Annotated in this window: 20 protein-coding genes; 6 read left to right on the top strand and 14 right to left on the bottom strand. The window is 63.3% G+C overall.

Annotation, left to right across the window (positions count from 1 at the left end; all coding sequences use genetic code 11):
- Positions 1–61: 61 nt before the first annotated feature.
- From FLP30_RS05710 to FLP30_RS05680, 7 genes are all read right to left on the bottom strand, one after another.
- The gene (locus FLP30_RS05710; RefSeq protein ID WP_003624142.1) at positions 62–286 is read right to left on the bottom strand and encodes an ATP synthase subunit C family protein; all 225 of its coding nucleotides are present in this window, start codon (positions 284–286) and stop codon (positions 62–64) included.
- 54 nt (positions 287–340) lie between these two features.
- Positions 341–1090 (bottom strand): F0F1 ATP synthase subunit A, encoded by a 750-nt coding sequence (locus tag FLP30_RS05705; RefSeq protein ID WP_149278968.1) that lies wholly within the window; start codon positions 1088–1090, stop codon positions 341–343.
- Positions 1091–1141: 51 nt separating this feature from the next.
- Entirely contained in the window at positions 1142–1444 is a 303-nt protein-coding gene (locus FLP30_RS05700) for an AtpZ/AtpI family protein (RefSeq protein ID WP_149278967.1), read from the bottom strand.
- A gap of 120 nt (positions 1445–1564) precedes the next feature.
- On the bottom strand, positions 1565–2494 hold the full coding sequence (gene ftsY / locus FLP30_RS05695; RefSeq protein ID WP_149278966.1) for a signal recognition particle-docking protein FtsY: 930 nt from the start codon (positions 2492–2494) through the stop codon (positions 1565–1567).
- 5 nt (positions 2495–2499) lie between these two features.
- Complete coding sequence (gene mtaB / locus FLP30_RS05690) at positions 2500–3795, bottom strand: tRNA (N(6)-L-threonylcarbamoyladenosine(37)-C(2))-methylthiotransferase MtaB (protein WP_149278965.1); 1296 nt, start codon at positions 3793–3795, stop codon at positions 2500–2502.
- Complete coding sequence (dapF, locus tag FLP30_RS05685) at positions 3792–4607, bottom strand: diaminopimelate epimerase (RefSeq protein WP_149278964.1); 816 nt, start codon at positions 4605–4607, stop codon at positions 3792–3794. The genes mtaB and dapF overlap by 4 nt, the downstream gene beginning before the upstream one ends.
- 93 nt (positions 4608–4700) lie before the next feature.
- Entirely contained in the window at positions 4701–5102 is a 402-nt protein-coding gene (locus tag FLP30_RS05680) for a VOC family protein (RefSeq protein WP_149278963.1), read from the bottom strand.
- A 32-nt stretch (positions 5103–5134) separates the two neighbouring features.
- Here FLP30_RS05680 and FLP30_RS05675 point away from each other — a divergent pair, with 32 nt between their 5' ends.
- Positions 5135–7198: a hypothetical protein gene (locus tag FLP30_RS05675; RefSeq protein WP_408834562.1), complete on the top strand. Its 2064-nt coding sequence runs from the start codon at positions 5135–5137 to the stop codon at positions 7196–7198.
- Positions 7199–7325: 127 nt separating this feature from the next.
- Positions 7326–9095: a DEAD/DEAH box helicase gene (locus FLP30_RS05670; RefSeq protein WP_149278961.1), complete on the top strand. Its 1770-nt coding sequence runs from the start codon at positions 7326–7328 to the stop codon at positions 9093–9095.
- A gap of 395 nt (positions 9096–9490) precedes the next feature.
- Here the strand turns inward: FLP30_RS05670 and FLP30_RS05665 are convergent, their stop codons facing one another.
- Positions 9491–10057 carry a hypothetical protein gene (locus tag FLP30_RS05665; RefSeq protein ID WP_149278960.1) on the bottom strand — a complete coding sequence of 189 codons (567 nt, stop codon included), beginning with the start codon at positions 10055–10057 and terminating at the stop codon, positions 9491–9493.
- Positions 10058–10397: 340 nt separating this feature from the next.
- Between FLP30_RS05665 and FLP30_RS05660 the strand changes: the two genes are divergently transcribed.
- The gene (locus FLP30_RS05660; RefSeq protein WP_246856603.1) at positions 10398–12008 is read left to right on the top strand and encodes a S10 family peptidase; all 1611 of its coding nucleotides are present in this window, start codon (positions 10398–10400) and stop codon (positions 12006–12008) included.
- 173 nt (positions 12009–12181) lie between these two features.
- Here the strand turns inward: FLP30_RS05660 and rpsI are convergent, their stop codons facing one another.
- Both rpsI and rplM read right to left on the bottom strand, forming a co-directional pair.
- On the bottom strand, positions 12182–12670 hold the full coding sequence (rpsI, locus tag FLP30_RS05655) for a 30S ribosomal protein S9 (protein ID WP_149278959.1): 489 nt from the start codon (positions 12668–12670) through the stop codon (positions 12182–12184).
- A 5-nt stretch (positions 12671–12675) separates the two neighbouring features.
- On the bottom strand, positions 12676–13152 hold the full coding sequence (gene rplM, locus FLP30_RS05650; RefSeq protein ID WP_149278958.1) for a 50S ribosomal protein L13: 477 nt from the start codon (positions 13150–13152) through the stop codon (positions 12676–12678).
- Between the two features lie 209 nt (positions 13153–13361).
- Here rplM and FLP30_RS05645 point away from each other — a divergent pair, with 209 nt between their 5' ends.
- Both FLP30_RS05645 and FLP30_RS05640 read left to right on the top strand, forming a co-directional pair.
- Positions 13362–14708, top strand: coding sequence for a hypothetical protein (locus FLP30_RS05645; RefSeq protein ID WP_149278957.1), 1347 nt, complete (start codon positions 13362–13364; stop codon positions 14706–14708).
- Positions 14705–15595, top strand: a complete 891-nt coding sequence (locus FLP30_RS05640) for an SDR family oxidoreductase (RefSeq protein WP_210419320.1) — start codon at positions 14705–14707, stop codon at positions 15593–15595. The genes FLP30_RS05645 and FLP30_RS05640 overlap by 4 nt, the downstream gene beginning before the upstream one ends.
- 327 nt (positions 15596–15922) lie before the next feature.
- Here the strand turns inward: FLP30_RS05640 and phoU are convergent, their stop codons facing one another.
- From phoU to pstC, 4 genes are read right to left on the bottom strand one after another with little or no spacing between them, the layout of a single operon-like run.
- A complete protein-coding gene (gene phoU, locus FLP30_RS05635; RefSeq protein ID WP_149278956.1) occupies positions 15923–16654 on the bottom strand; it encodes a phosphate signaling complex protein PhoU in 732 nt (243 codons plus the stop codon).
- 33 nt (positions 16655–16687) lie between these two features.
- On the bottom strand, positions 16688–17575 hold the full coding sequence (pstB, locus tag FLP30_RS05630) for a phosphate ABC transporter ATP-binding protein PstB (RefSeq protein WP_246856602.1): 888 nt from the start codon (positions 17573–17575) through the stop codon (positions 16688–16690).
- Positions 17572–18447, bottom strand: coding sequence for a phosphate ABC transporter permease PstA (pstA, locus tag FLP30_RS05625; protein ID WP_149278955.1), 876 nt, complete (start codon positions 18445–18447; stop codon positions 17572–17574). The genes pstB and pstA overlap by 4 nt, the downstream gene beginning before the upstream one ends.
- Positions 18444–19418, bottom strand: a complete 975-nt coding sequence (gene pstC, locus FLP30_RS05620; protein ID WP_149278954.1) for a phosphate ABC transporter permease subunit PstC — start codon at positions 19416–19418, stop codon at positions 18444–18446. Before pstC ends, pstA begins: the two co-directional genes overlap by 4 nt.
- A 265-nt stretch (positions 19419–19683) precedes the next feature.
- Between pstC and ilvD the strand changes: the two genes are divergently transcribed.
- Positions 19684–21564 carry a dihydroxy-acid dehydratase gene (gene ilvD / locus FLP30_RS05615; protein WP_149278953.1) on the top strand — a complete coding sequence of 627 codons (1881 nt, stop codon included), beginning with the start codon at positions 19684–19686 and terminating at the stop codon, positions 21562–21564.
- Position 21565: the final 1 nt, after the last annotated feature.

Here is a 21565-nt window from a genome sequence, read left to right as displayed (position 1 = left end):
CGGCACGAACTGTCTTCGTCGTCACAGCCACGGAAATGTCTCCTCCTTGAAAGCCCTAACCTCAGACGAAGAGGATCAGGAACGCGATCAGCAGAGCGAAGAGCGCGATAGCTTCCGTCAGGGCGAAGCCGAGCATGCCCAGACCGAACACATGCGGGCGAGATGCCGGGTTGCGCGCAATGCTGCTGACCAGCGTTGAAAAGATGTTGCCGAGGCCGATACCAACGCCGGCAAGGGCGATCACGGCGATACCTGCACCGATTTCCCGGGCTGCAGCGATGTCCATATCAGTCACTTCCTTGTTCAAGACAGTTTGAAAAGAAACGGGCAAAGCAGCTCCTCAGTGAGCCACGGCCTCCCGCAGGTAGATGCAGGTCAGAATGGCAAACACATAGGCCTGCAACACACCGACAAGCAACTCAAGAGCCATAAGCGCCACATTGATGGCGATAGGCCCGATCGCGAACACGTCACCCACCACGCCGAAGCTGGCGAGCATGATGACAAAGCTGGCGAAAATATCGAACATGACGTGCCCGGCAACCATGTTGGCGAACAGTCGGATGGAGAGGCTGACGGGACGGGACAGAAAGGACAGGATTTCAATCGGGACCAGCAGCGGCGCAAGGAAAGGGCTAGCACCGGCGGGCATGAAGTGCGCGAAGAAGCGCAGGCCCTGGGTCTTGAGTGAAACCACGACTGTCAGCACGAACACCATCAGCGCCAGCGCGAAGGTAACCGCGATGTGGCTGGTGAAAGTGTACTGGAAAGGCAGCAGACCGATGTAGTTGCCCACCAGAATGAAGAAGAACAGCGCGAACAGGAACGGGAAGAAGGACGCACCTTCCGGCCCGATGGTGTCGACCGCCATGTTGCGGATGAATTCGTAGCACACTTCTGCCGCAGCCTGGAAACGCCCCGGCACAACAGCGGCAGGCCGCATGCCAAAATACAGGAACGCCAGCACGATGCAGACAGCCACAATCATGTACAGGGGGGCCTGGCTGAAACGCAGCGCCTCACCCATGCCACCAAAAAGGGGATGGAGCTCAAACTGTTCAAGTACGTTGATGCTGGAACCACCCGCCACAACCGCTCTCCTAAACACTGCGCCCGAATCCGTGTCTCGGGGTTCTGTTTTCTATGACCCGTCAATCAGCCTGACAAGACGCCAGACATTGAACACTCCGGCACAGCCGCCGAGCAGCGCGAAGAGGACAAGAAAAATTGCCCGGGTACCAAGCCAGTGATCCAGCCCCCACCCGATGGCAACGCCTACGACAAGAGCCGAGATCATTTCTGTCCCTGCCCGCAACGCCAGACTGGCAAGCGACTGATCAGCCGCCTGAACCGGATCAGGCTTTTTTTCCTCCTCAACCAGGCCGTGGCGGCGTTCTGCCGCCTTCAACCGAGCGTTGAAGGAATCGTCGTGGTCCTTATCCATTCCTCACACCTCCCGAAGGGTGCAGGCGCTTGCTAACGGCGCTACCATGTCCTGTCAAGAAAGCATGACAGGGCTTTGCACCAAAAACTTGCATTCTGCCCCTCCGCACGCCGCCTGTGCTCACTCCTGCGCTGCCACACCGACAAGCCCGCGGGCGTAATCGGCGGCAGCAAAGGGGCGCAGGTCTTCGGCCTGTTCGCCCACACCCACGGCATGCACGGGCAGGCCAAATGTGTCGGCCAGAGCAACAACAATGCCGCCACGGGCCGAACCGTCGAGCTTTGTCACGACTAGGCCGGTCACGTTCACCAGCTCCAAAAACACCCGCACCTGCTCCACCGCGTTCTGCCCTGTCGTGGCATCCAGCACCAGCAGGACGGAATGGGGGGCTGTTTCATCAAATTTGCGCATGACGCGGATGATCTTGGCCAGTTCCTCCATCAGCGCGCTTTTGTTGTGCAGGCGGCCTGCGGTGTCCATGAACAGAAGGTCCGCCCCTTCGGCCCGGCCACGCTTGAGGGCCTCAAACGCAAGCCCAGCCGCATCGGCCTTGGGGGGGCCTGCAATCACCGGGCAGCCTGTGCGCTCGCCCCAGACCTGCAACTGCTCGACCGCAGCAGCGCGAAAGGTATCGCCCGCAACCAGCATGACCTTGCGGCCCTGGTCGGTAAAAAACCGTGCCATCTTGCCAATGGTCGTGGTCTTGCCCACGCCGTTGACCCCCACCACCAGCACCACATGCGGGCTGTGGGTGGTATCTGGCTCAAACGGTTTGGCTACGGGTTCGAGAATACTGGCAATTTCATCGGCCAGAGCGGTGCGGATTTCCTCATCCGTCACTTCTGTCCCAAAACGGCTGGAGCGGAACGATTCGATCACGCGTTCTGCCACGGCTGGCCCAAGGTCGGCCGTTATCAGCAGTTCCTCCAGCTCTTCCAGCGCGGCGTCGTCCAGCTTGCGCCGGGTGAACATGCCGCTCAGCCCGCCTCCCAGCTTTTGTGTCGAACGCGACAGCCCCTGCTTGAGACGGGAGAAAAAACCAAGCGCCATGTTTCTTAAATCCTTTCCGCCACCAGCCCGCCGCCTTCAACCGCCAGCGGCACCAGTGTCACAATATCCCCCACTCCGGCTTCCCCCCGTGCCAGACGCACCGGGGCAAACTGTTCACTATGCCCCGTGGTGGGGGTTTCCATCAGCACACGCAGGGGCTGGCCCAGCAGGCTGGCATGATAACGCGCAGCCGCAGCCTCCCCCACGGCGCGCAGCGTGGCCGCACGGGCCTTGCGCTCTGGCACCGGCACCGCACGCATACGCGCCGCAGGCGTGCCCGGGCGCTCGCTGTAGGGGAACACATGCAGGTAAGGCAGCGCCATGTCGGTCAGAAACGCCCGTGTCTGGTCAAACAGGGCGTCGTCCTCGGTGGGGAACCCGGCAATAACATCCGCGCCAATCCCGATATCGGGGCGCAGGGCGCGGGCACGGGCCACCACACGGGCGGCATCGGCCACCAGGTGCCGCCGCTTCATGCGTTTGAGGATAAGGTCCGACCCCGCCTGCAACGACAGGTGCAGATAGGGCATGAAGCGCGGATCGATTTCCAGCAGTTGCCACACGTCCTCATCAATCTCCACCGGATCGACCGAGGACAGGCGCAGCCGTTCAAGCTCGGGCACCAGCCGCAGCACCCGGCGGCACAACTGCCCCAGGCCGGGCCGACCGGGCAGGTCGGCACCCCAGGATGTCATATCCACACCCGTCAGCACGACCTCACGGTAGCCCGAGCGCACAAGGGCGCGCACCTGCTCCACCACAGCCCCCACCGGCACCGACCGCGACGGCCCACGCCCGAAGGGAATGATGCAGAACGTGCAGCGGTGGTCACACCCCTGCTGCACCTGCACAAAGGCACGGGTGCGCCCGGCAAATTCGGTCACCAGATGTGCCGCCGTCTCCCGCGCGGCCATAATATCGGACACAGCCACAGCCTCCGCCATGGCGGCGGGGGACCAGCTTTCGGCCTTCAGCTTTTCCTCATTGCCCAGCACACGGGCCACGCCGGGCAGGGCCGACCAGCTGGCCGGGTCGATCTGGGCGGCGCAGCCTGTCACCACAATGCGGGCATCGGGGTTAGCGCGATGGGCGCGGCGGATGGCCTGACGGGCCTGCCGCTCAGCCTCGCCCGTCACCGCGCAGGTGTTGATGATGACCACATTGTCGAGCCCCTGCGCGTGATTACGCATGACCTCGCTTTCCCACGTGTTCAGGCGGCAGCCGAATGTCAGGATCTCGGGCGCGCCAGAGGCCGTGGACACAGCGGGGGGCGGGGGCGGCAGGTCAGTCGGCTCTGTCATGATGCAAAGGCGGCGAGATCGACCGTTCCCTCAAAGGTAGTGGCCACGGGGCCGGTCATCAGCACATGGTCGTTCTGCGCCGACCATTCAATACGCAGCACGCCGCCATCGAGCACAACCTCACACACACGCTCGGCCAGACCGCGCCGCACGGCATTGACCACGGCGGCACAGGCCCCGGACCCACAGGCCTCGGTCAGCCCGGCACCGCGTTCATGCACTTTCAGGCGCATGCGGCTGCGGTTTTCCATAATGGCCAGCCCGATATTGGCCCGTTGGGGAAACAGCGGGTCGTGCTCCAGCGCGTATCCCTGTGCCAGCAGGCTGAAGTCCTGCACAAAAAATGTCGCATGCGGGTTGCCCATGGACAGAGCTGCGGGCTGCCCCGGCAGGGGCAGGCACAGCGTATCCATCGCGGAGGCCAGCGGCACATCCTGCCAGTCGGTGCGCGGCGGCCCCATGTCCACCGTGACCAGACCATCGGCCTGCATATGGGCGGGCAACAGGCCAGCACGGGTCTGCAACACGGGGTGCGCGCCCCCACCCTGCCCCGCCACCAGCGCGGCCACACAGCGCGAGGCATTGCCGCAGGCTCCGGCCTCGGACCCATCGGGGTTGAAGAAGCGTACCAGCACGTCGGCCCCCTCCGCCTCGGGCTTGCCCAGCGTGACAAGCTGGTCGCAGCCGATGCCACGTTTGCGGTGGGCAAGCGCCGCAATCCGGGTGGGGGTCAGGGGCAGGAGGGCGGGACGTTCGTCAAAAATGACAAAATCATTCCCCAGCCCGTGCATCTTGTAAAACTGTGTCCGCATTGCGCGCCTTATATGCGAATTCCAAACCGGATACCATGGCGGATAACGTGGGGGCGCGTCATCACTGCCCCGGCAAACCGGGGCAGCCCGTGGTTACAGAAAACGCCCCGGCGCCCCACGCTGCAACACCTCGATCCGGTAGCCATCCGGGTCGGTCAGAAAAAAGAACTGCCCCACAACACGGCCCTGATGCTCCAGCGCCTTGACGGGTGTGACAGGGTAGCCCGCAGCGCTGATCCGGGCGTGTTCCGCCTGCACATCAGCCACCGAAACCGCAAGATGACCATAGCCGTCGCCCAGAGCATAAGGCTCTGTACGATCATGGTTGATTGTCAGTTCCAGTTCAAACGTTTCCCCCGGTGCAGCCAGATAGACCAGGGTGAAGCTGTCAAACACAAAACGCTCCACCACATGCAGGTCCAGTGTTGCCGCGTAGAAACGGACGGACCTGTCCTCCTCCAGCACACGCAGCATGGAATGAATCAGTCTGGCCATGGGTGTTCTCTCCCCTCTTTATAAACGTAAAAATTCTGGCGGCGGCGTTATTTAAAGTAAAAGAGCTTTTATTGAAAATATTTTTTAAAAACCGTCCTCTTTACGAAACAGTCACGAAAGTGGTTCACACATCTTTAAACACTCCCGCTCTTGCAAAACCTGAAAGTGAACGCATGCGCCCTTTCGGAATGTCGCCATGTTTTCTGGCTCCGTATCTGAGGAAAAGCCTGTTCGCAGGCACCGTGCTTCTTTCAGGCAGCCTGGCCGGGTGGCTGGACCGCCCCGCCCATGCCGATGACCTGGACCTGCTGGAACAGCAGGTAGCCCGTATCCAGGCCGAGCAGCATGAACTGCAAAAAGCCCTTGTCTCGGTGCAAAAACAGATTGCGGCACATCGGACAGGCCGGGGGCATGGCGGCATGCAGGCGCGCGCCGCCACAGGCGGGGGCAGCGGGGTTGCCGTAGCGCAAGGCCATGCCACAGGCGGGCTGCACGGCCTGACAGGCCTTGCCAGCACCCAGAGCGAGGAAGAAGAAGGCCCAGGGCTGGTGGAACCCACCCCCGTACGCGCCACCCGCCATGGCCGCGCCCGCATGGTGGCCGGGGCCGATGTGCAGCCCAGTTTTTCTGGCGCGACCGATACGCCCGAGGTGGATTCCGTCATCGGCCACAGGGCGGAGGATGTCATTTCCCGCCTGGCAGACAACAATGTTGGCCCCCATGCGCGGGAAACCGTGGGCGCACAGGCCGCCGGTGCGCTGGGCGACCACGGCGTGTTCCACATGGGGCCTGTCACGCTGATCCTCGGCGGCTTCCTCGACGCTGCCGCGGTGGAGGAAAACCGGCATACGGCCACGGGCACCTTCCAGTATTATCAGGACATTCCGTTTGCCAATCAGGCGCGCTACCACACTGACAACTTTGAGGGCAGCGCGCGCTATAGCCGTATTTCGCTCATGGCGCGTGGCAATGTGGACACGCACTCCACCATTTCCGGCTTTTTTGAAATGGATTTCGGCGCTGGTGCTGCCACGACCGATGCCTATGAGAGCAACAGCTACGCCTTCCGCCTGCGGCAGGCCTATATGGCCTATGACAACAGCGACCTGAACTTCCACTTCCTGGCTGGGCAGGCCTGGAGCATGCTGACCCCCGGCCGCGTGGGCATTACCCCGCGCCAGGAAAGCCTGCCCGAAACCATTGAATCCTCCATGCTGGCAGGACAGACATGGGCGCGGCAGCTCCAGTTCCGCTTCGTGAAGGACTTTTTCAACCACCGGCTGTGGACAGGTCTGTCGATCGAAAACTCGGCAACACTGTATGACACCACAGGCATGACCACATCGTCCGACGGGCAGATTGTCATGCCCAACGGCCAGCTTGCCACCATTGGCAGCCCCGGCACCGGCCTGACCAACAACGCCCTGTTCTCTAACGAAATTGCACCCGACATCATCGGCAAGATCGCCTGGGACCCGCACTGGGGCCATTACGAGGTCGAGGGTATCCTGCATTTCCCGCATGACCGCGTGTCCACCCTGGGCCACGGCCACAACAACACGGCCATTGCCGGTGGTGGCGGGGGCTCCATGGTTCTGCCCGTCATCCCCCACACCATGGAAATCCGGCTGGCTGGGCTTGTGGGGACGGGAATCGGCCGTTACGGCTCGGTCCTGCTGCCTGACGCCACACTCAACGCCCAGGGCGCGCCCGCGCCGCTGTTTTCGGCCCAGGCTACAGCGGGCATTGTCGGCCACCCCACGCCCAAGATTGATGTTTACGGCTTTTTTGGCATGCAGCAGGCGGGCCGCAGCTACTTTAACGCCAGTGGCTCGTCCTATGGTTACGGCAACCCTGCCTATGACAACACCGGCTGCATGGTGGAACTGTCCACCGCCTGCACAGGCAACACCCGCCGCGTGATAGAAGCGACAGTGGGCGCGTGGTACCGCTTCTTCAAAGGTCATTATGGCACGGTGGAAGGCGGCGTGCAGCTTGCCTACACCCAGCGCAGCGCCTGGGTTGGCCAGGGTGCCGCCCCCGATACAAGCCTGAGCGCCCTGTTTATGGACTTCCGCTACCTGCCATTCCAGTAACGTCAACTCTGGCATCCGCGCAACGGCGGCCAGAGAAACGTACATACAAGGGGCTCAAGGGGCTGGCCTTTCTGGGGCATAGGCTTTAATCCCCTTTTCTCCCCCTGTTGCCTGGACCTAATCACGCATGCCCTTTCAGAACGCCCCCGCCCCTCTTGCACGCGCATTGGCAGCGCGCGGCTTTGCCGCCCCCACCTCCGTGCAGGCTGCCGTCCTTGCTGACGAAGCCAAGGGCCGGGACCTGCTGGTATCCGCCAGAACAGGGTCCGGTAAAACCGTTGCCTTCGGCCTGACACTGGCCGACCTGCTGCTGAACGGGGGGGAGCGCTGCTCCTTCACCACCGCGCCGGTCGCCCTTGTTGTGGCCCCCACGCGTGAACTCGCCCTTCAGGTCCGCAGCGAACTGGACTGGCTGTACGCCGAAACAGGGGCACGCACTGTTTCCTGCGTTGGTGGCATGGAGCCCCGGCGCGAGGCTCGCGCCCTGTCCATGGGCTGCCACATTGTTGTCGGCACCCCCGGCCGCCTGTGCGACCACCTCAAGCGTGGCAACCTCGACCTGTCGCAGATCAAGGCTGTGGTGCTGGACGAAGCGGACGAAATGCTTGACCTGGGCTTCCGCGACGAGCTGGAAACCCTGCTGGACGCCACCCCCAAGGACCGCCGCACGCTGCTGTTCTCGGCCACCATCGCGCGGGAAATCGCGTCGCTGGCACGCCGTTACCAGCATGACGCCCTGCGCCTGGACACCAGCGGCGGCAACACCCCGCATACCGACATTACCTACCGCGCCGTTCTGGCCGACCAGCCCGACATGGCCGGGGCTGTTGTCAACGTGCTGCGGCTGGAAGAAGCCCAGACCGCCATTGTGTTCTGCCACACGCGTGAAGCCGTGCGGCAGTTGCAGGGTATCCTGACCGAGCGCGGCTTTTCCTCCGTCGCCATTTCGGGCGACCTGGGGCAGAACGAGCGCAGCCGCGCCATTGACAGCCTGCGCCACGGGCAGGCCCGCGTGTGCGTAGCCACCGACGTTGCGGCCCGCGGGATTGATATTCCCGAGCTTGGGCTTGTCATCCACGCCAGCCTGCCGTCCAACCCGGCTACACTGCTGCACCGTTCGGGCCGTACGGGCCGTGCGGGCCGCAAGGGCGTGTGCGTGCTGCTGGTGCCGCCCGCACGCCGCCGCGTGGCTGAACGCCTGTTTCAGGCCGCAAAAATCACTGCGGAATGGAGCGGTGCCCCCACCCGCCAGGCCATTGCCCAGGCCGATGCCGAACGCCTGCTGAACGCCCCTGTGCTGGCCGCCCTGCCCCCGGAAGGGGAAGGTGCCTCGCAGGAACTGACAGAGCGCCTGCTGGCCAACCACACGCCGCAGCAGCTTGCCACGGCCCTTGTCGGCCTGTGGAGCGCCAGCCTGCCTGAGCCTGTGGATGTGCGCGTGATTAACGCCGATGCCGCCCGCAGCCGCCCCATGCGCGATGGCGCTCCCGCCCCGCGTGAGCGTGAACGCGACCGGGATCGTGGCCCTGCCATGGACGGTAGCTGGTTCCGCCTGTCTGTCGGCCGCGCCGACCGGGCAGACCCCAAGTGGCTGGTGCCCATGCTGTGCAAGCTTGGCGGTATCCGCAAGCAGGACATCGGGGTTATCCGGATTGCGGGCGACCATACGCTGGTGGAAATTGCCAACGACAAGGCCCAGCGCTTTGCCGAATGCGCCTCTGCCACCGACCCGGACGAAATCAGCATCGAACCCGCCCGCGCCCCCCAGGGCGGCCACAGCCACGGCGGTGGCGGTGCTGGTGGTGGCGCTGGCCGCCCGGCCAATGCCGAACGCCGCCCCATGAAGCCACGCGGCGGGCCGAGCAAAGCCCCGTCATCGCGCAAGCGCAAAGGCTGATACAACCTTTAGAACTCCGGCCCCGTGGCCGGAGTTTTTTTATTCCAGCCTGTAAAACCCCAGCCCTGCCTTTGCCGCCCTAAGGCACAGGCACGCAACGGCTTAAGCCGGGTTACGCTGCCATAAGCTGATATTGATGGCTTAAACGCTGGGGTGCCGCATGCCCGTAGGGGCTGTTGGCCCCGCTGGCGACGGGGTGCCCCCGGCCAATGCGCGACATATGCGGCTGTGCTCGGTCGGACTATTCCCGAGCGTTGCAGAGTGCACCAGAAGCAAGCCTGTGGAACACTCTGCCTCTGGCTGAAAACGCCTGAGGGTGCCTGACTTCAAGAAGGTTGTCCTGCCAGAAAAAGCAGCACCCCGGGCATTCTCAGCCTTGGGTCTCAAACCGTTTCTTAGAAATGCGGCAGAGTCGTTGCATCACGCAGGCTGGAGGACACGCTGTTGGCAGCGCCCTGGGCCTGGTTATGCGCATTGGTGCCCATCTGGTGCAGGCGATTCTGGGCCGCGCGCGGGGCGGATTCCAGGCGGTCACGCTGGGCGGCAATGCGCTCGCGCTGCTGTTCAGCACTGTTGGTCAGGCGCTTTTCGGCTGCCTGCGGGGCGGCTTCCAGCCGGTCGCGCTGGGCGGTAATACGCTCACGCTGCTGCTCTGCGCTGGTGCTCAGGCGCTTCTGGGCAGCCTGCTGGCTGGATTCCAGCCGGTCACGCTGGGCGGCAATACGCTCGCGCTGCTGTTCGGCTGCGTTGGTCAGGCCCGAGGTGGCGTTATTGCGGGCGTTGGTCACGCCGTTTTCAAGCTGGCGGGCATTCTGCTGCGCCGTGTTGCGGGCCAGGCCAAGCTGGTCGCGCGCATCGTTCTGGATGCACGAAGCCGCCGTAACACACGGAGCCGCATGGGCAACGCCCGCAGCCATGACCAACGGCAGCCCCAGAACCGCAACTTTCTTGATAAGACGCATCTGCTTTCCTTTCCCGTGTCCTGCCCAAAAGGGGCGGACCAGGCCCCATCCATGACCACGGAATTCTGGCAAAAGATAGTCCGGGCAAAAAAGAAGCTGCCATGCCCTTGCGGGAAAAGCCGCACAGTCGCAGCATTGTTAAAATACTGTTTAAAAAGACATTCAGGTTATTCTGACAGGCTCCTGCCGGACGTGAAGGCGTTGTCCTGTTGCCTCGGCCCCACCACATGTGGGCTGGGCCGTTTCTTTCCAGCCCGCAGGGCTACCCCGCCTGCCCTTTGGGGCGGGTTTTTTGCAACAGCCCCTTGCTGGCAACCCGTGGAGGCATAGTCCCTATTCCATGATGTATCATGACCCCTCCCCCCTTTCTCCCTCACACACGGGACGCTGGCGTGCTGCGGGCCTGTGCCTGTCATTTCTCTGCGCTACGGCCCTGTCCACCGGAGTGAGCAGGGCCGACACACTCACCCCTGCCCCTGTGCTACGTACAGCCGCAAACCCCGCCGCCACGGACCAGGCACACACGCCCGACACCCCGGGTACTGCCGAGAACTTCCACGACACCGCGGCCCTGCTGCCAGCCGATGCCATAACCCACCACAGCGGCACCTTTGGCGGGCAGAAAATGGCCTACACCGCCCATGCCGGTACGCTGACCCTGCGGGACGAGAGCGGCAAGCCGACCATCCGACTGTTTTACACCGCCTACACCAAGGATGGCTCGGGGGCTGACACCCGGCCTGTAACCTATGTTTTTAACGGGGGGCCGGGGGCAGCTACGGCGTATCTGCACCTTGGGGCCGCCGGGCCGCAGGTTCTGGCTTTTCCCGCAGGCAACCCCACGGACGGCGCGAACGCCCACCTGCGCGCCAACCCCGATAGCTGGCTGGCCGCGACCGACCTTGTGTTTATTGACGCGCCGGGAACAGGCTGGTCTGTCCCGACCGACCCCAAAAAGGCCAAGGAGGAGTTTTACGGCGTCAAGCAGGATGCCCGCACCTTTGCCAAGGCCATCCAGCTCTGGGGGGAAAGCAACGGGCGGCTGGAGTCCCCCCGCTATCTGGCAGGGGAAAGCTATGGGGGCCTACGCGCCATTGAGGTGGCCGAAGCTCTGGCTGACCAGCAGGGTATTCTGGTCAACGGCATCATCATGGTCTCGCCCGCGCTGGACATGACCCTGCTGGACACCGCCAACAACCTGCTGGCGCAAACCTTTGTCCTGCCCTCCATGGAAATGGCCAATCTGGCGCTGCACCACAAGCTTACGCCCGAAAACGCCGGGGGCTTTCTGGACAGCGCCTATCGCTACGCTTTGGGGCCGTATCTGTCTGCTCTAGCTGGCCCACTGCCAGACGAGGATGATGCGGAGGATTTTTACGAGGAAGTCGCCACCCACACCGGCCTGCCGCAGGAGACTATCGCCCGTGCGCAGGGCCGCCCCCAGCCCGAAGCGCATGAGATCCGCAGCCGCGATGGCCGCCTGTATTCCCTGTACGACGCCACCCTCTCCATTGCCGACCCTTTCCCCGAAGGGGTGGACAACAGCGCCAGCCCCGACCCGGTGCTGGACGGTTTTACCCGCGCCTATGGCAGTGCCTTTACCCACTATGCCGGGTCGGAACTGCATTTTCATACCAGCGTGACCTATGACCTGCTGAACCTGCAGGTCAATGCCGCCTGGGATTACCGCGATGGATCGGATCTGATTGTGCGGCCCATACCCACCCTGCGCCGCCTGCTGGCGCTTAACCCCACGTTACGGGTCTTTATTGCCAACGGGTATTACGACCTTGTGTGCCCCTATGCGTCGTCCCGCTGGGTGGCGTCGCACATTCCGGTCGGGCGCAACCGGATCGGGCTGCACACTTATGCGGGCGGGCATATGATGTACACGCGCGCCGACAGCCGTGCCGCCCTGGCCGAAGGTGTGCGGGCCTTTCTGGCCCCCTGACGCACCAGCCCCTGTGCTGGCCCAAACCAGCGCAGGGGGGTGCCAAACCCCTAACCGGGGCCTTTACACACTGGGCCAGAACGCAAAAAGGGCGGGGGAACTGTGTTCCCCCGCCCTTTGCCGTGCGGTGCCCACCACCTGGGACCGAAGCCCCGGTGGCACGCCCTTCCAGATCAGCGCTTGCTGAACTGGAAGGAGCGACGGGCCTTGGCGCGACCGTATTTCTTACGTTCAACCTGACGGGAGTCACGGGTCAGGAAGCCAGCAGCCTTGAGGATGCTGCGCAGTTCCGGCTCGTAATGTGTCAGTGCACGGCTGATGCCGTGGCGCACTGCGCCAGCCTGCCCGGACAGACCACCGCCCGTAACCGTGCACACAACGTCGAACTGGTTGTAGCGGTCAGAGACGAGGAAGGGCTGGGACAGCAGCATGCGCAGCACGGGGCGTGCGAAATACTGAACAACCGGACGGCCGTTGACAGTGATTTCACCCTTGCCCGGCTTGATCCACACGCGGGCAACGGCGTCCTTGCGACGGCCGGTGGCGTAGGAGCGGCCCTGCGCGTCGCGCTTGGCTTCGTAAACCGGGGCATCGGCTGCAACAACCGGAGCTACGGTCTTGAGGTCGGCCAGCGTGCCTGTACGTTCCTGGGTTTCAGACATGATTTTCAACCCTTCTGAACGTTGACGACGTTCTTGCGGTTCATGGCCGCAACATCGAGCTTCTGGGGATTCTGGCCGCCATGCGGGTGCTCGCCACCGGCGTACACATGCAGGTTACGCATCTGGGCGCGCTGCAGCGGGCCGCGCGTGATCATGCGCTCAACCGCCTTGACCACCAGATGGTCGGGGTGGTTGCCTTCACGGCGCTGGCGCACGGTGCGGGTCTTGATCCCACCGGCATAACCCGTGTGGTAGTGGAACAGCTTCTGCTCTTCCTTACGGCCGCTCAGGGCTACCTTTTCGGCATTGATAACAACGACATGGTCGCCGCAATCAACGTGCGGGGTGAACTGAGGCTTGTGCTTGCCACGCAGGCGCAGAGCAATGATGACGGCAAGACGACCCAGAGCGAGACCTTCGGCATCGATCAGGATCCAGTTCTTCGTCACCTCCGCGGGCTTCAGCGAGAGAGTCGTCTTCATGACACTGAATTCCATATAAGGACGGTTACGTAAATTGGTGGTGCCTTATGCTGCCTGCAACGGCCACAGTCAAGCATTTTTGCCGTTATACGCGGTATTTTCAGGCACTTTTCTTGAGGTAACATGTTACCGTGCCCCTGCTTGCCCTGCCCCGCGCCATGCATTACATCTGGACCACAGGCCCGAAAAAACAGCAGGATTCCCGGCGTTTGAAAAAGCACACCCTTTTGACGGTCTCCGGCATTGCAGTCATGGGCTGCATCGCCTGGCTGGGCGCGCGCCATGCCGAACGTGTCATGCTCGACAAGAACATAGACACCCTACGCCAGACACTGGGGCCAGATACGTCGCTGACCTATGCCTCGGCCAATCCGGGCCTGCTGGGCCGCAGCGTGGTGTTTACCGGGCTGGTGTACCGGCAGGGGGCTGAAACCATAACCGCCGAGCAGGCGGAACTGTCACGCCCCGACACCCGCAACGACGACACACCCAACATCAACCACCTGTCGTTCCATAATATTCAACTGACCGACCCCGCAGGCAGCCTGCAGGTGGAGCAGCTCAGTATCGACGGTCTGGTCCTGCCCACACGCGGCGATGACCCGGCAGCCCCTACGCCGCTGCCCAGCATTGGCCATGCCCACGCCAGCAAGCTGCACGGCTTTATCAGTTCCCTGCAATCCGACATTACGGCCGAGTCGGTTGTTGTGGATGACTTTGGCGACAATGTTTCCTCCCGGCTGCTGGCCAAGGCAGTGCGGCTGGCCACCGATGTTGCGCCCCCGCGCCGCTTTACCGCCGCCAGCATCAGCATAGACGGGGTCGATCTGGCCGGGCTGTGCCGCAGTCTGGCCACCGGCACCCCCCTGACCACCCGCCCCGGTGTTCGGGATGTTGAAATTCTCGATGTCGCTATCGACGGTCCGGCCCCCCTGCTGCGGGTGGGGCGGATTCTGTCCCACGCCAACCTGAACGATACGAGCGAGCAGGAAGTCTCCAGCGCGCAGAATGTCGAACTCTGGCCCGAAGTCCCCAATCTGGGCTGGCTGCCGCTGCTGGGGTATGACCGCTTTCGTGCCTCTGTTGTCCTCAACGACTCGCATGACCTGAAAACAGGTGTGATGCATGTGGAGGAGCTGAGCGTGGACGCCCCGGAGATGGGCCGCCTGCACCTGCATGGTGACTTCCTGCAACAGGCGGCAGGGTCGGTGCTGGCCAATGCTGGCCCGGACATGCGGGTGGTCTCCATGACCCTCAATTACCTCGACCGCGGGCTGGCCCCACGGGCGCTGAAGGCTGTTGCCACCGCGCATGATATTTCCACCCAGGACCTGCTGACCGCCATGCGCACCCAGGGGCAGGGTGGAGCAGGCCATACCCCCGGCCCGGTGGATAAAATTATCACCTTCCTGTCGCACCCAGGCGACAAACCACTGAACCTGACCATCCACCCGGCCCAGCCCATGCCGATTCTGGGCATTGTGGCCGCCTTGAGCACACTGGGCACAGCACCGCAGATCAGCCAGCAGATTGGCCTGAGCGTTAACACGCCGTGATCTCCCACGCCCCCACCACCGGGGGCGGGCCTGTCCATGTTATCGGGGCCTCGGGCCGGTGTGGGCAGGCTGTTTGCAGGGCTCTGCTGCAACGCGGCACGCCGGTTGTGGCCCTTGCCCGCAGCCAAGCCCGCCTGCATGGCAGCGGCCTGACCGCCAACCCCGGCCTGACACCCCGCACCGCAGACCTGACCGACCCGGCTGGCACGCTACGTGCGGCTCTGGCCGATGCCACACATATTGTCTGCACAGCCCATGCCCGCCTGCTGCCTGCCCTGCTGGCGGCTGCCCCACCCACGGCCCGGCTTGTCTGCCTTGGCAGCACCCGCAAGCTGACACGCTGGCCCGATGCCCACGGTAATGGTGTTCTGGCAGGGGAGCGCGCACTGCTGGAATCCGGCAGGTCAGGGGCCATCCTGCACCCCAGCATGATCTACGGCGCACGCGGCGAAAATAATGTGCAGCGACTGGCGGCCCTTTTACGATACCTGCCCGTAGTACCCCTGCCTGTAGGAGGCAAGGCGCTGGTGCAGCCCATTTATCAGGATGATGTCACCGCCTGTATTCTGGCGGCCCTGCACGCCCCATGGCATGGCCCGCAGGCCATTATTATCGCCGGGGCAGAGGCTGTTCCCTACTGGCGCTTTACCCAGATGGTGGCTCAGGCGGCGGGCCTCACACCCAGACCCGTGCTGAGCCTGCCCGCCGGGTTCCTGCGGCTGGCGGCACGGGCCACCCCGTATCTGCCTTTTCTGCCCACCATCAGCCCGAATGAAATCCGCCGCCTGACGGAAGACAAAGCCTTTAACACCACCCCCATGCAAACCCTGCTGGGAGTAAGCCCGACCGGGCTGGCAAGCGGCTTGGCCCGCACATTTACTGACTGAGCACATTGTCTGAGGGGGAGTATCCCACGCGCTGGTTTTTCAGGGCGCTGCGCTAAGACCGGCGCAGAGCGTTGCCAGGCAGGATGCGGCTTTGGAGGGCTTTAACAGCACACCCAAAGCAACGTGCTAATGAACAAGACGACTGTCTTTCCAAGGCTGATCTTTAATGGCGCGCAAGCTGTATCGCAGGACTGCCTTAGACCAGCCCATAAAAAAACTGCGCCTGTGAAGGCTGGAAGACCCCCATCAGGCGCAGTAAAATCCGCTATCGGGCTGTTTCCCCAACAGGCCCACCCCGTTGAGCCGGGTGGGCTGTCAGGTCGGGCTTTAGTCCTCGTCGGTGTCATCACCCGCATTGGCGTCCTTGGCGGCTTCACCACCACGGGGGCGCTCGGACGGCAGCATATCGCCTGTGACAGCGTAATACACGCGCTCGGCAATGTTGGTGGCGTGGTCACCAATACGTTCCAGATTCTTGGCCACAAACAGCAGATGGATGCACGGCCCGATATTACGGGGGTCTTCCATCATATAGGTGACCAGTTCGCGGAACATGGTGGTGTAGAGTTCGTCCACCACGGTATCGGCGCTCCAGACTTCCCGCGCGCGTTCGGCATCGCTGTCGGCCATGGCTTCCACCGCGCGATGCAGGTTTTCCTGCACAAGGCGGCCCATGGCGCGCAGGGCGCTGAAGGAAAACGCACCCCCCAGTGGCTCCACCTTCATGGCGCGGCGGGCAATGCTGGAGGCATAGTCACCCACACGTTCCAGATCACCGCTCATTTTCAGGGCGGCAACAACCATCCGCAGGTCCGACGCCATGGGTGCGCGCAGGGCCAGCAGGCGAATACCCAGGATTTCAGCCTCGCGCTCAAGGGCATCCACTTCAGGGTCCAGCGCCGGGGCTTCCAGCGCGGCCTCTTCATTCTGGTTCACAACGGCGGCTATGGCCTGCGCGGTCTGCCGCTCAACCAGCCCGCCCATGCGGGCCACAATGCCGCGCAGGCTTTCCAGTTCCTGATCGTACCGGGTAATGGTGTGTGCCGCTTCGTTTACCATGGTGGTCTCTTTCGTGCCTGCGCCGGGGCGTTCTTAGCCAAACCGGCCGGTGATATAGTCCTGCGTCTGCTTTTCCTTGGGCGTGGTGAACATGCGCGGTGTGCTGTCCACTTCAATCAGGCGGCCCATGTAGAAGAAAGCCACCTGGTCCGCACACCGGGCTGCCTGCTGCATATTATGCGTGACAATGGCAATGGTGAACTCGGTTTTGAGTTCATCCAGCAGTTCCTCGATGCGGGCGGTCGAGACCGGGTCGAGTGCCGATGTCGGCTCATCGAGCAGAATGACCTCGGGCCGGATCGCGATGGTGCGGGCAATGCACAGCCGCTGCTGCTGGCCACCCGACAGGGCAATGGCCGAGGCATTCAGCCGGTCCTGCACCTCGGCCCACAGGGCCACACGGCGCAGCGAGTCCTCAACCCGGCCATCCAGTTCCGAACGGGACACGCGCTCATGCAGGCGGATACCAAAGGCAATGTTGTCGTAGATCGACATGGGGAAAGGTGTCGGCTTCTGGAACACCATGCCCACGCGCGAGCGCAGGACGTTCAGGTCCACCCGCGGGTCAAGAATGTTCTTGCCGTCAAACAGCACCTCGCCCGTTGCGCGCTGGCCGGGGTACAGGTCGTACATGCGGTTGAGCACACGCAGCAGGGTGGACTTGCCACAACCCGAAGGCCCGATCATGCCCGTCACGCTGCGCTCGGGGAAGTTGAGCGAAATGTCGTGCAGAGCGTGAGAGCTGCCGTAGTAAAAGTTAAGGCCACGCACCTGCAGGGCCGCAGGCAGGTTGGAACGGTCCGTAACCTCGTGGTCGGCCTGGGCGGCTGTAAAGTCCACAGAGGTCTGCACATGGCCGTGGGAAGGTGTGTTCTGTTGCATCGGGGTCAGGTCCTGCAGGGGCTGGGCTCCAAGGGTCATGTCCGTCCTCCGCGGGTTCCCACCCGCACCGCGATATTGATGATCAGCACGCCAACGGTAATCAGCAGCGCGCCTGTCCAGGCCTGCTGCATCCAGTCCTGATAGGCGGACCCGGCATACTGGTAGATGGCAACCGGCAAGCTGGCCATGGGGCGGCCCATGTCGAGCGACCATTCGGAATTGCCGAGCGAGGTAAACAGCAGGGGTGCGGTTTCACCCGCCACGCGGGCCAGAGCCAGCAGGATACCGGTCATAACGCCCGCACGCGCTGCACGCAGGCAGATAAACAGGATAACCCGCCACTTGGGCGCACCCAGTGCAATCCCGGCTTCACGCATGGCAACGGGCACCAGGCGCAGCATATCCTCGGTCGTGCGGACAATAATGGGCATGGCCAACAGCGCCAGCGCCAGACCACCAGCAAAACCGGAGAAGTGGCCAAGAGTTGCCACCAGCACCATGTAAATGAACAGACCGATCAGAATGGACGGGGCCGACAGCAGCATGTCGGACACAAAGCGCACAGTGCGGGCCAGACCGCTGCCTGCGCCATATTCAGCCAGATAGATCCCGGTCAGCAGGCCTGCGGGCGCACCCAGCAGAATGGCCAGACCGGTCTGGAGCAGACTGCCCACAATAGCGTTGGCCAACCCGCCGTCCTGGTCCGGCGCGGCCATGGAACGGGTGAACAGATGCACGCTCAGACCGGCAATGCCGTTGCGCAGCAGGGTCCACAGGATGGAACCCAGCAGGAACACCACCAGCAGCATGGCCAGCCAGCTTGCCGCCGTGGCCAGCTTGTCCGTCATGCGGCGGCGCAGCGCCAGAGAGGCGGACCGGTCAGCCCGCATGAGGGAGGAGGACGCGTTCATACCTTATCCCCACGCGCCAGCAGCCAGCGCGAACACCAGAGGGTGATGAAGGAAATAGCCATCAGGATCGCCCCCAGCGCCAGCAGCGATGCCAGCTTGAGGCTGCCTGCCGGGCTTTCGGGAAATTCCAGCGCGATGAGGGAGGCAATGGAGTTGGCAGGGGCAAACAGCGACCAGCCAATGCGGTTGCTGTCACCGATCACAAAGGTCACGGCCATGGTTTCGCCCATGGCGCGGCCCATGCCCAGCACAATACCACCCACAAGCCCCTGGCGGGACCAGGGCAGCACCACATGGCGCATGACTTCCCAGCGTGTGGCCCCCAGGCCGTATCCGCTCTCACGCAGCACGGTAGGCATGGACACAAACACATCACGCATGACGGCGGTAATGGACGGGGTGATCATGACAGCCAGAATGAACGCGGCCGTAAACAGCCCCGTGCCAAACGGCGGGCCGGCCACCAGAGCCGACAGGCCGGGCACATGCCCGAACAACTGGCGCGCCATGGGCTGCACATAATGCGCCACCACGGGCACGATCACAAAAAAGCCCCACATACCGAAGATGATGGAGGGCACCGCAGCCAGAAGCTGCACCGCCATGCCAATCACGGAGGACGCCAGCGGCGGGGCCAGCGCTGTCAGCCAGAAGGCCGTGCCAAATGCCAGCGGCACAGCCACCAGCAGGGCCAGCGCACTGCTGACAATAGTCCCAAACACCGGGGCAGCGGCCCCGAAATGCTGTGTCACCGGGTTCCAGACATTGGAAACCAGAAACTGTGGTCCGAAGGAGGCAAAAGCCTTCCACCCCCCCACGGCCATGACGGCTATGATAGCCCCCATGACCACAAGCACCCCCACGCCAGTCGCCGTGGCCAGGCCCCGGAAAAGCGGGTCACCTGTCCGGCTTTTGGCCATCATGGGTTCTTGTCTTGCTACAGGCGGAGCCTGCCCTGCGGAAACGTTCATCTGCTCTCCGTTCCGAATATCCAGCCGGATTGCCCTGAGGAATACTGAACACGTGTCGTGGCTGCAACATGCCTGTATGATCAAAGCGGACCATGCCGGCCAATATCACAAAACTGTAGTATAATTGGTTACACCTGCATGACCCTGGCCCCCGGCGTGCAATCACCGCCTGACAGCGGGGGGTTTGTGGCGTAATGTGCCGCGCGCTGTCACGGGGCAGCACCCGCGCACGACATGGAACACACAAAAAGAAAGACCAGACCCTATGGCCGGCTACCGCTCTCGCACCACCACTCACGGACGCAACATGGCGGGCGCACGCAGCCTGTGGCGCGCCACCGGTGTGAAGGATTCCGATTTTGGCAAGCCCATTATCGCCGTCGCCAACTCCTTCACGCAGTTCGTGCCGGGGCACGTACACCTGAAGGACCTGGGCCAGCTTGTCTGCCAGTCCATTGCCGAAGCGGGGGGAATCGGGCGCGAATTCAATACCATCGCGGTGGATGACGGCATTGCCATGGGCCACGGCGGCATGCTGTACAGCCTGCCCTCGCGCGAGCTGATTGCCGATGCGGTGGAATATATGGTCAACGCCCACTGCGCCGATGCGCTGGTGTGCATCAGCAACTGTGACAAAATTACACCAGGCATGCTCATGGCCGCGATGCGGCTGAACATTCCGGCTATTTTTGTGTCGGGCGGACCGATGGAAGCAGGCCGGGTCACTCTGGACGACATCGCCCAGAAGGTGGACCTTGTGACCTCCATGGTCGCAGCCGCCAGCCCCACCGTGAGCGAAGCCGACTCCCTGGCCATTGAACGCTCTGCCTGCCCCACCTGCGGGTCGTGCTCGGGCATGTTCACCGCCAATTCCATGAACTGCCTGACCGAGGCGCTGGGCCTGTCGCTGCCGGGCAATGGCAGCCTTGTGGCCACCCACGCCGCCCGCCGTGGCCTGTTTGTCGAGGCTGGCCGCCGCATTGTGGACCTGGCCCGCCGCCACTACGAAGACGGTGACGACACAATCCTGCCGCGCAACGTTGCCAGCATGAAAGCGTTTGAAAACGCCATGTCGGTCGATATTGCCATGGGTGGCTCCACCAACACGGTGCTGCACCTGCTGGCCGCAGCGCATGAGGGCAATGTGCCCTTTACCATGCAGGACATCGACCGCCTGTCGCGCAAGGTGCCGCACCTGTGCAAGGTGTCGCCCTCGCGCCCGGACGTGCATATGGAAGACGTGCACCGCGCCGGTGGTATCCCCGCCATTATGGGTGAGCTGAACCGGCTGAACCTGCTGCACCGTGATGTCACGATGGTACACGCCAACAGCCTGCCCGAAGCTCTGGACCAGTGGGACGTGCGCGGCGGCACCGCCGTACAGCCGCAGACGCAGGACTTCTTCCGCTCCTCCCCCGGTGGGGTGCGGACGACGGAGGCATTCTCGCAGTCCAGCCAGTACCACACGCTGGATACCGACCAGCAGAACGGCGCCATCCGCGATGGTGCCCATGCCTATAACCAGGACGGCGGTCTGGCCGTGCTGTACGGCAATCTGGCCGAAGACGGCGCCATTGTGAAAACGGCGGGTGTGGCTGCCGGGCTTGAGACATTTTCCGGCCCGGCCCGTATTTTTGAAAGCCAGGACGATGCCGTGTCCGCCATTCTGGGCAACCGCATCAACCCCGGTGATGTCGTGCTGATCCGCTATGAAGGGCCGCGTGGCGGGCCGGGCATGCAGGAAATGCTGTACCCGACCAGCTACCTGAAATCCAAGGGTCTGGCGGAAAAATGCGCCCTGATCACCGATGGCCGGTTTTCGGGCGGCAGTTCGGGCCTGTCCATCGGCCATGTCTCGCCCGAAGCCGCAGAAGGCGGCGTGATCGGGCTTGTGGAGGAAGGGGATACGATTGAAATCAACATTCCCACCCGCCACCTGTCGCTGGCCGTGTCGGAAAGTGAGCTGTCCGCCCGCCGCGCCCGTATGAACGATCTGGGCAGTGCGGGCTGGCAGCCCAAGCGCGACCGTACGGTCTCCAACGCCCTGCGGGCCTATGCCGCACTGACAACCAGTGCCGCCCGAGGTGCGGTGCGTGATGTCAGCCAGTTGGAACGCCTGCACGCCCCGCCCCGCGCTGCGGGCTGAA

Origin of the sequence: Acetobacter vaccinii (genome assembly GCF_008365315.1) — a bacterium.
Lineage (GTDB): Bacteria > Pseudomonadota > Alphaproteobacteria > Acetobacterales > Acetobacteraceae > Acetobacter > Acetobacter vaccinii.
This window is presented reverse-complemented; position numbering and strand designations above follow the sequence as displayed.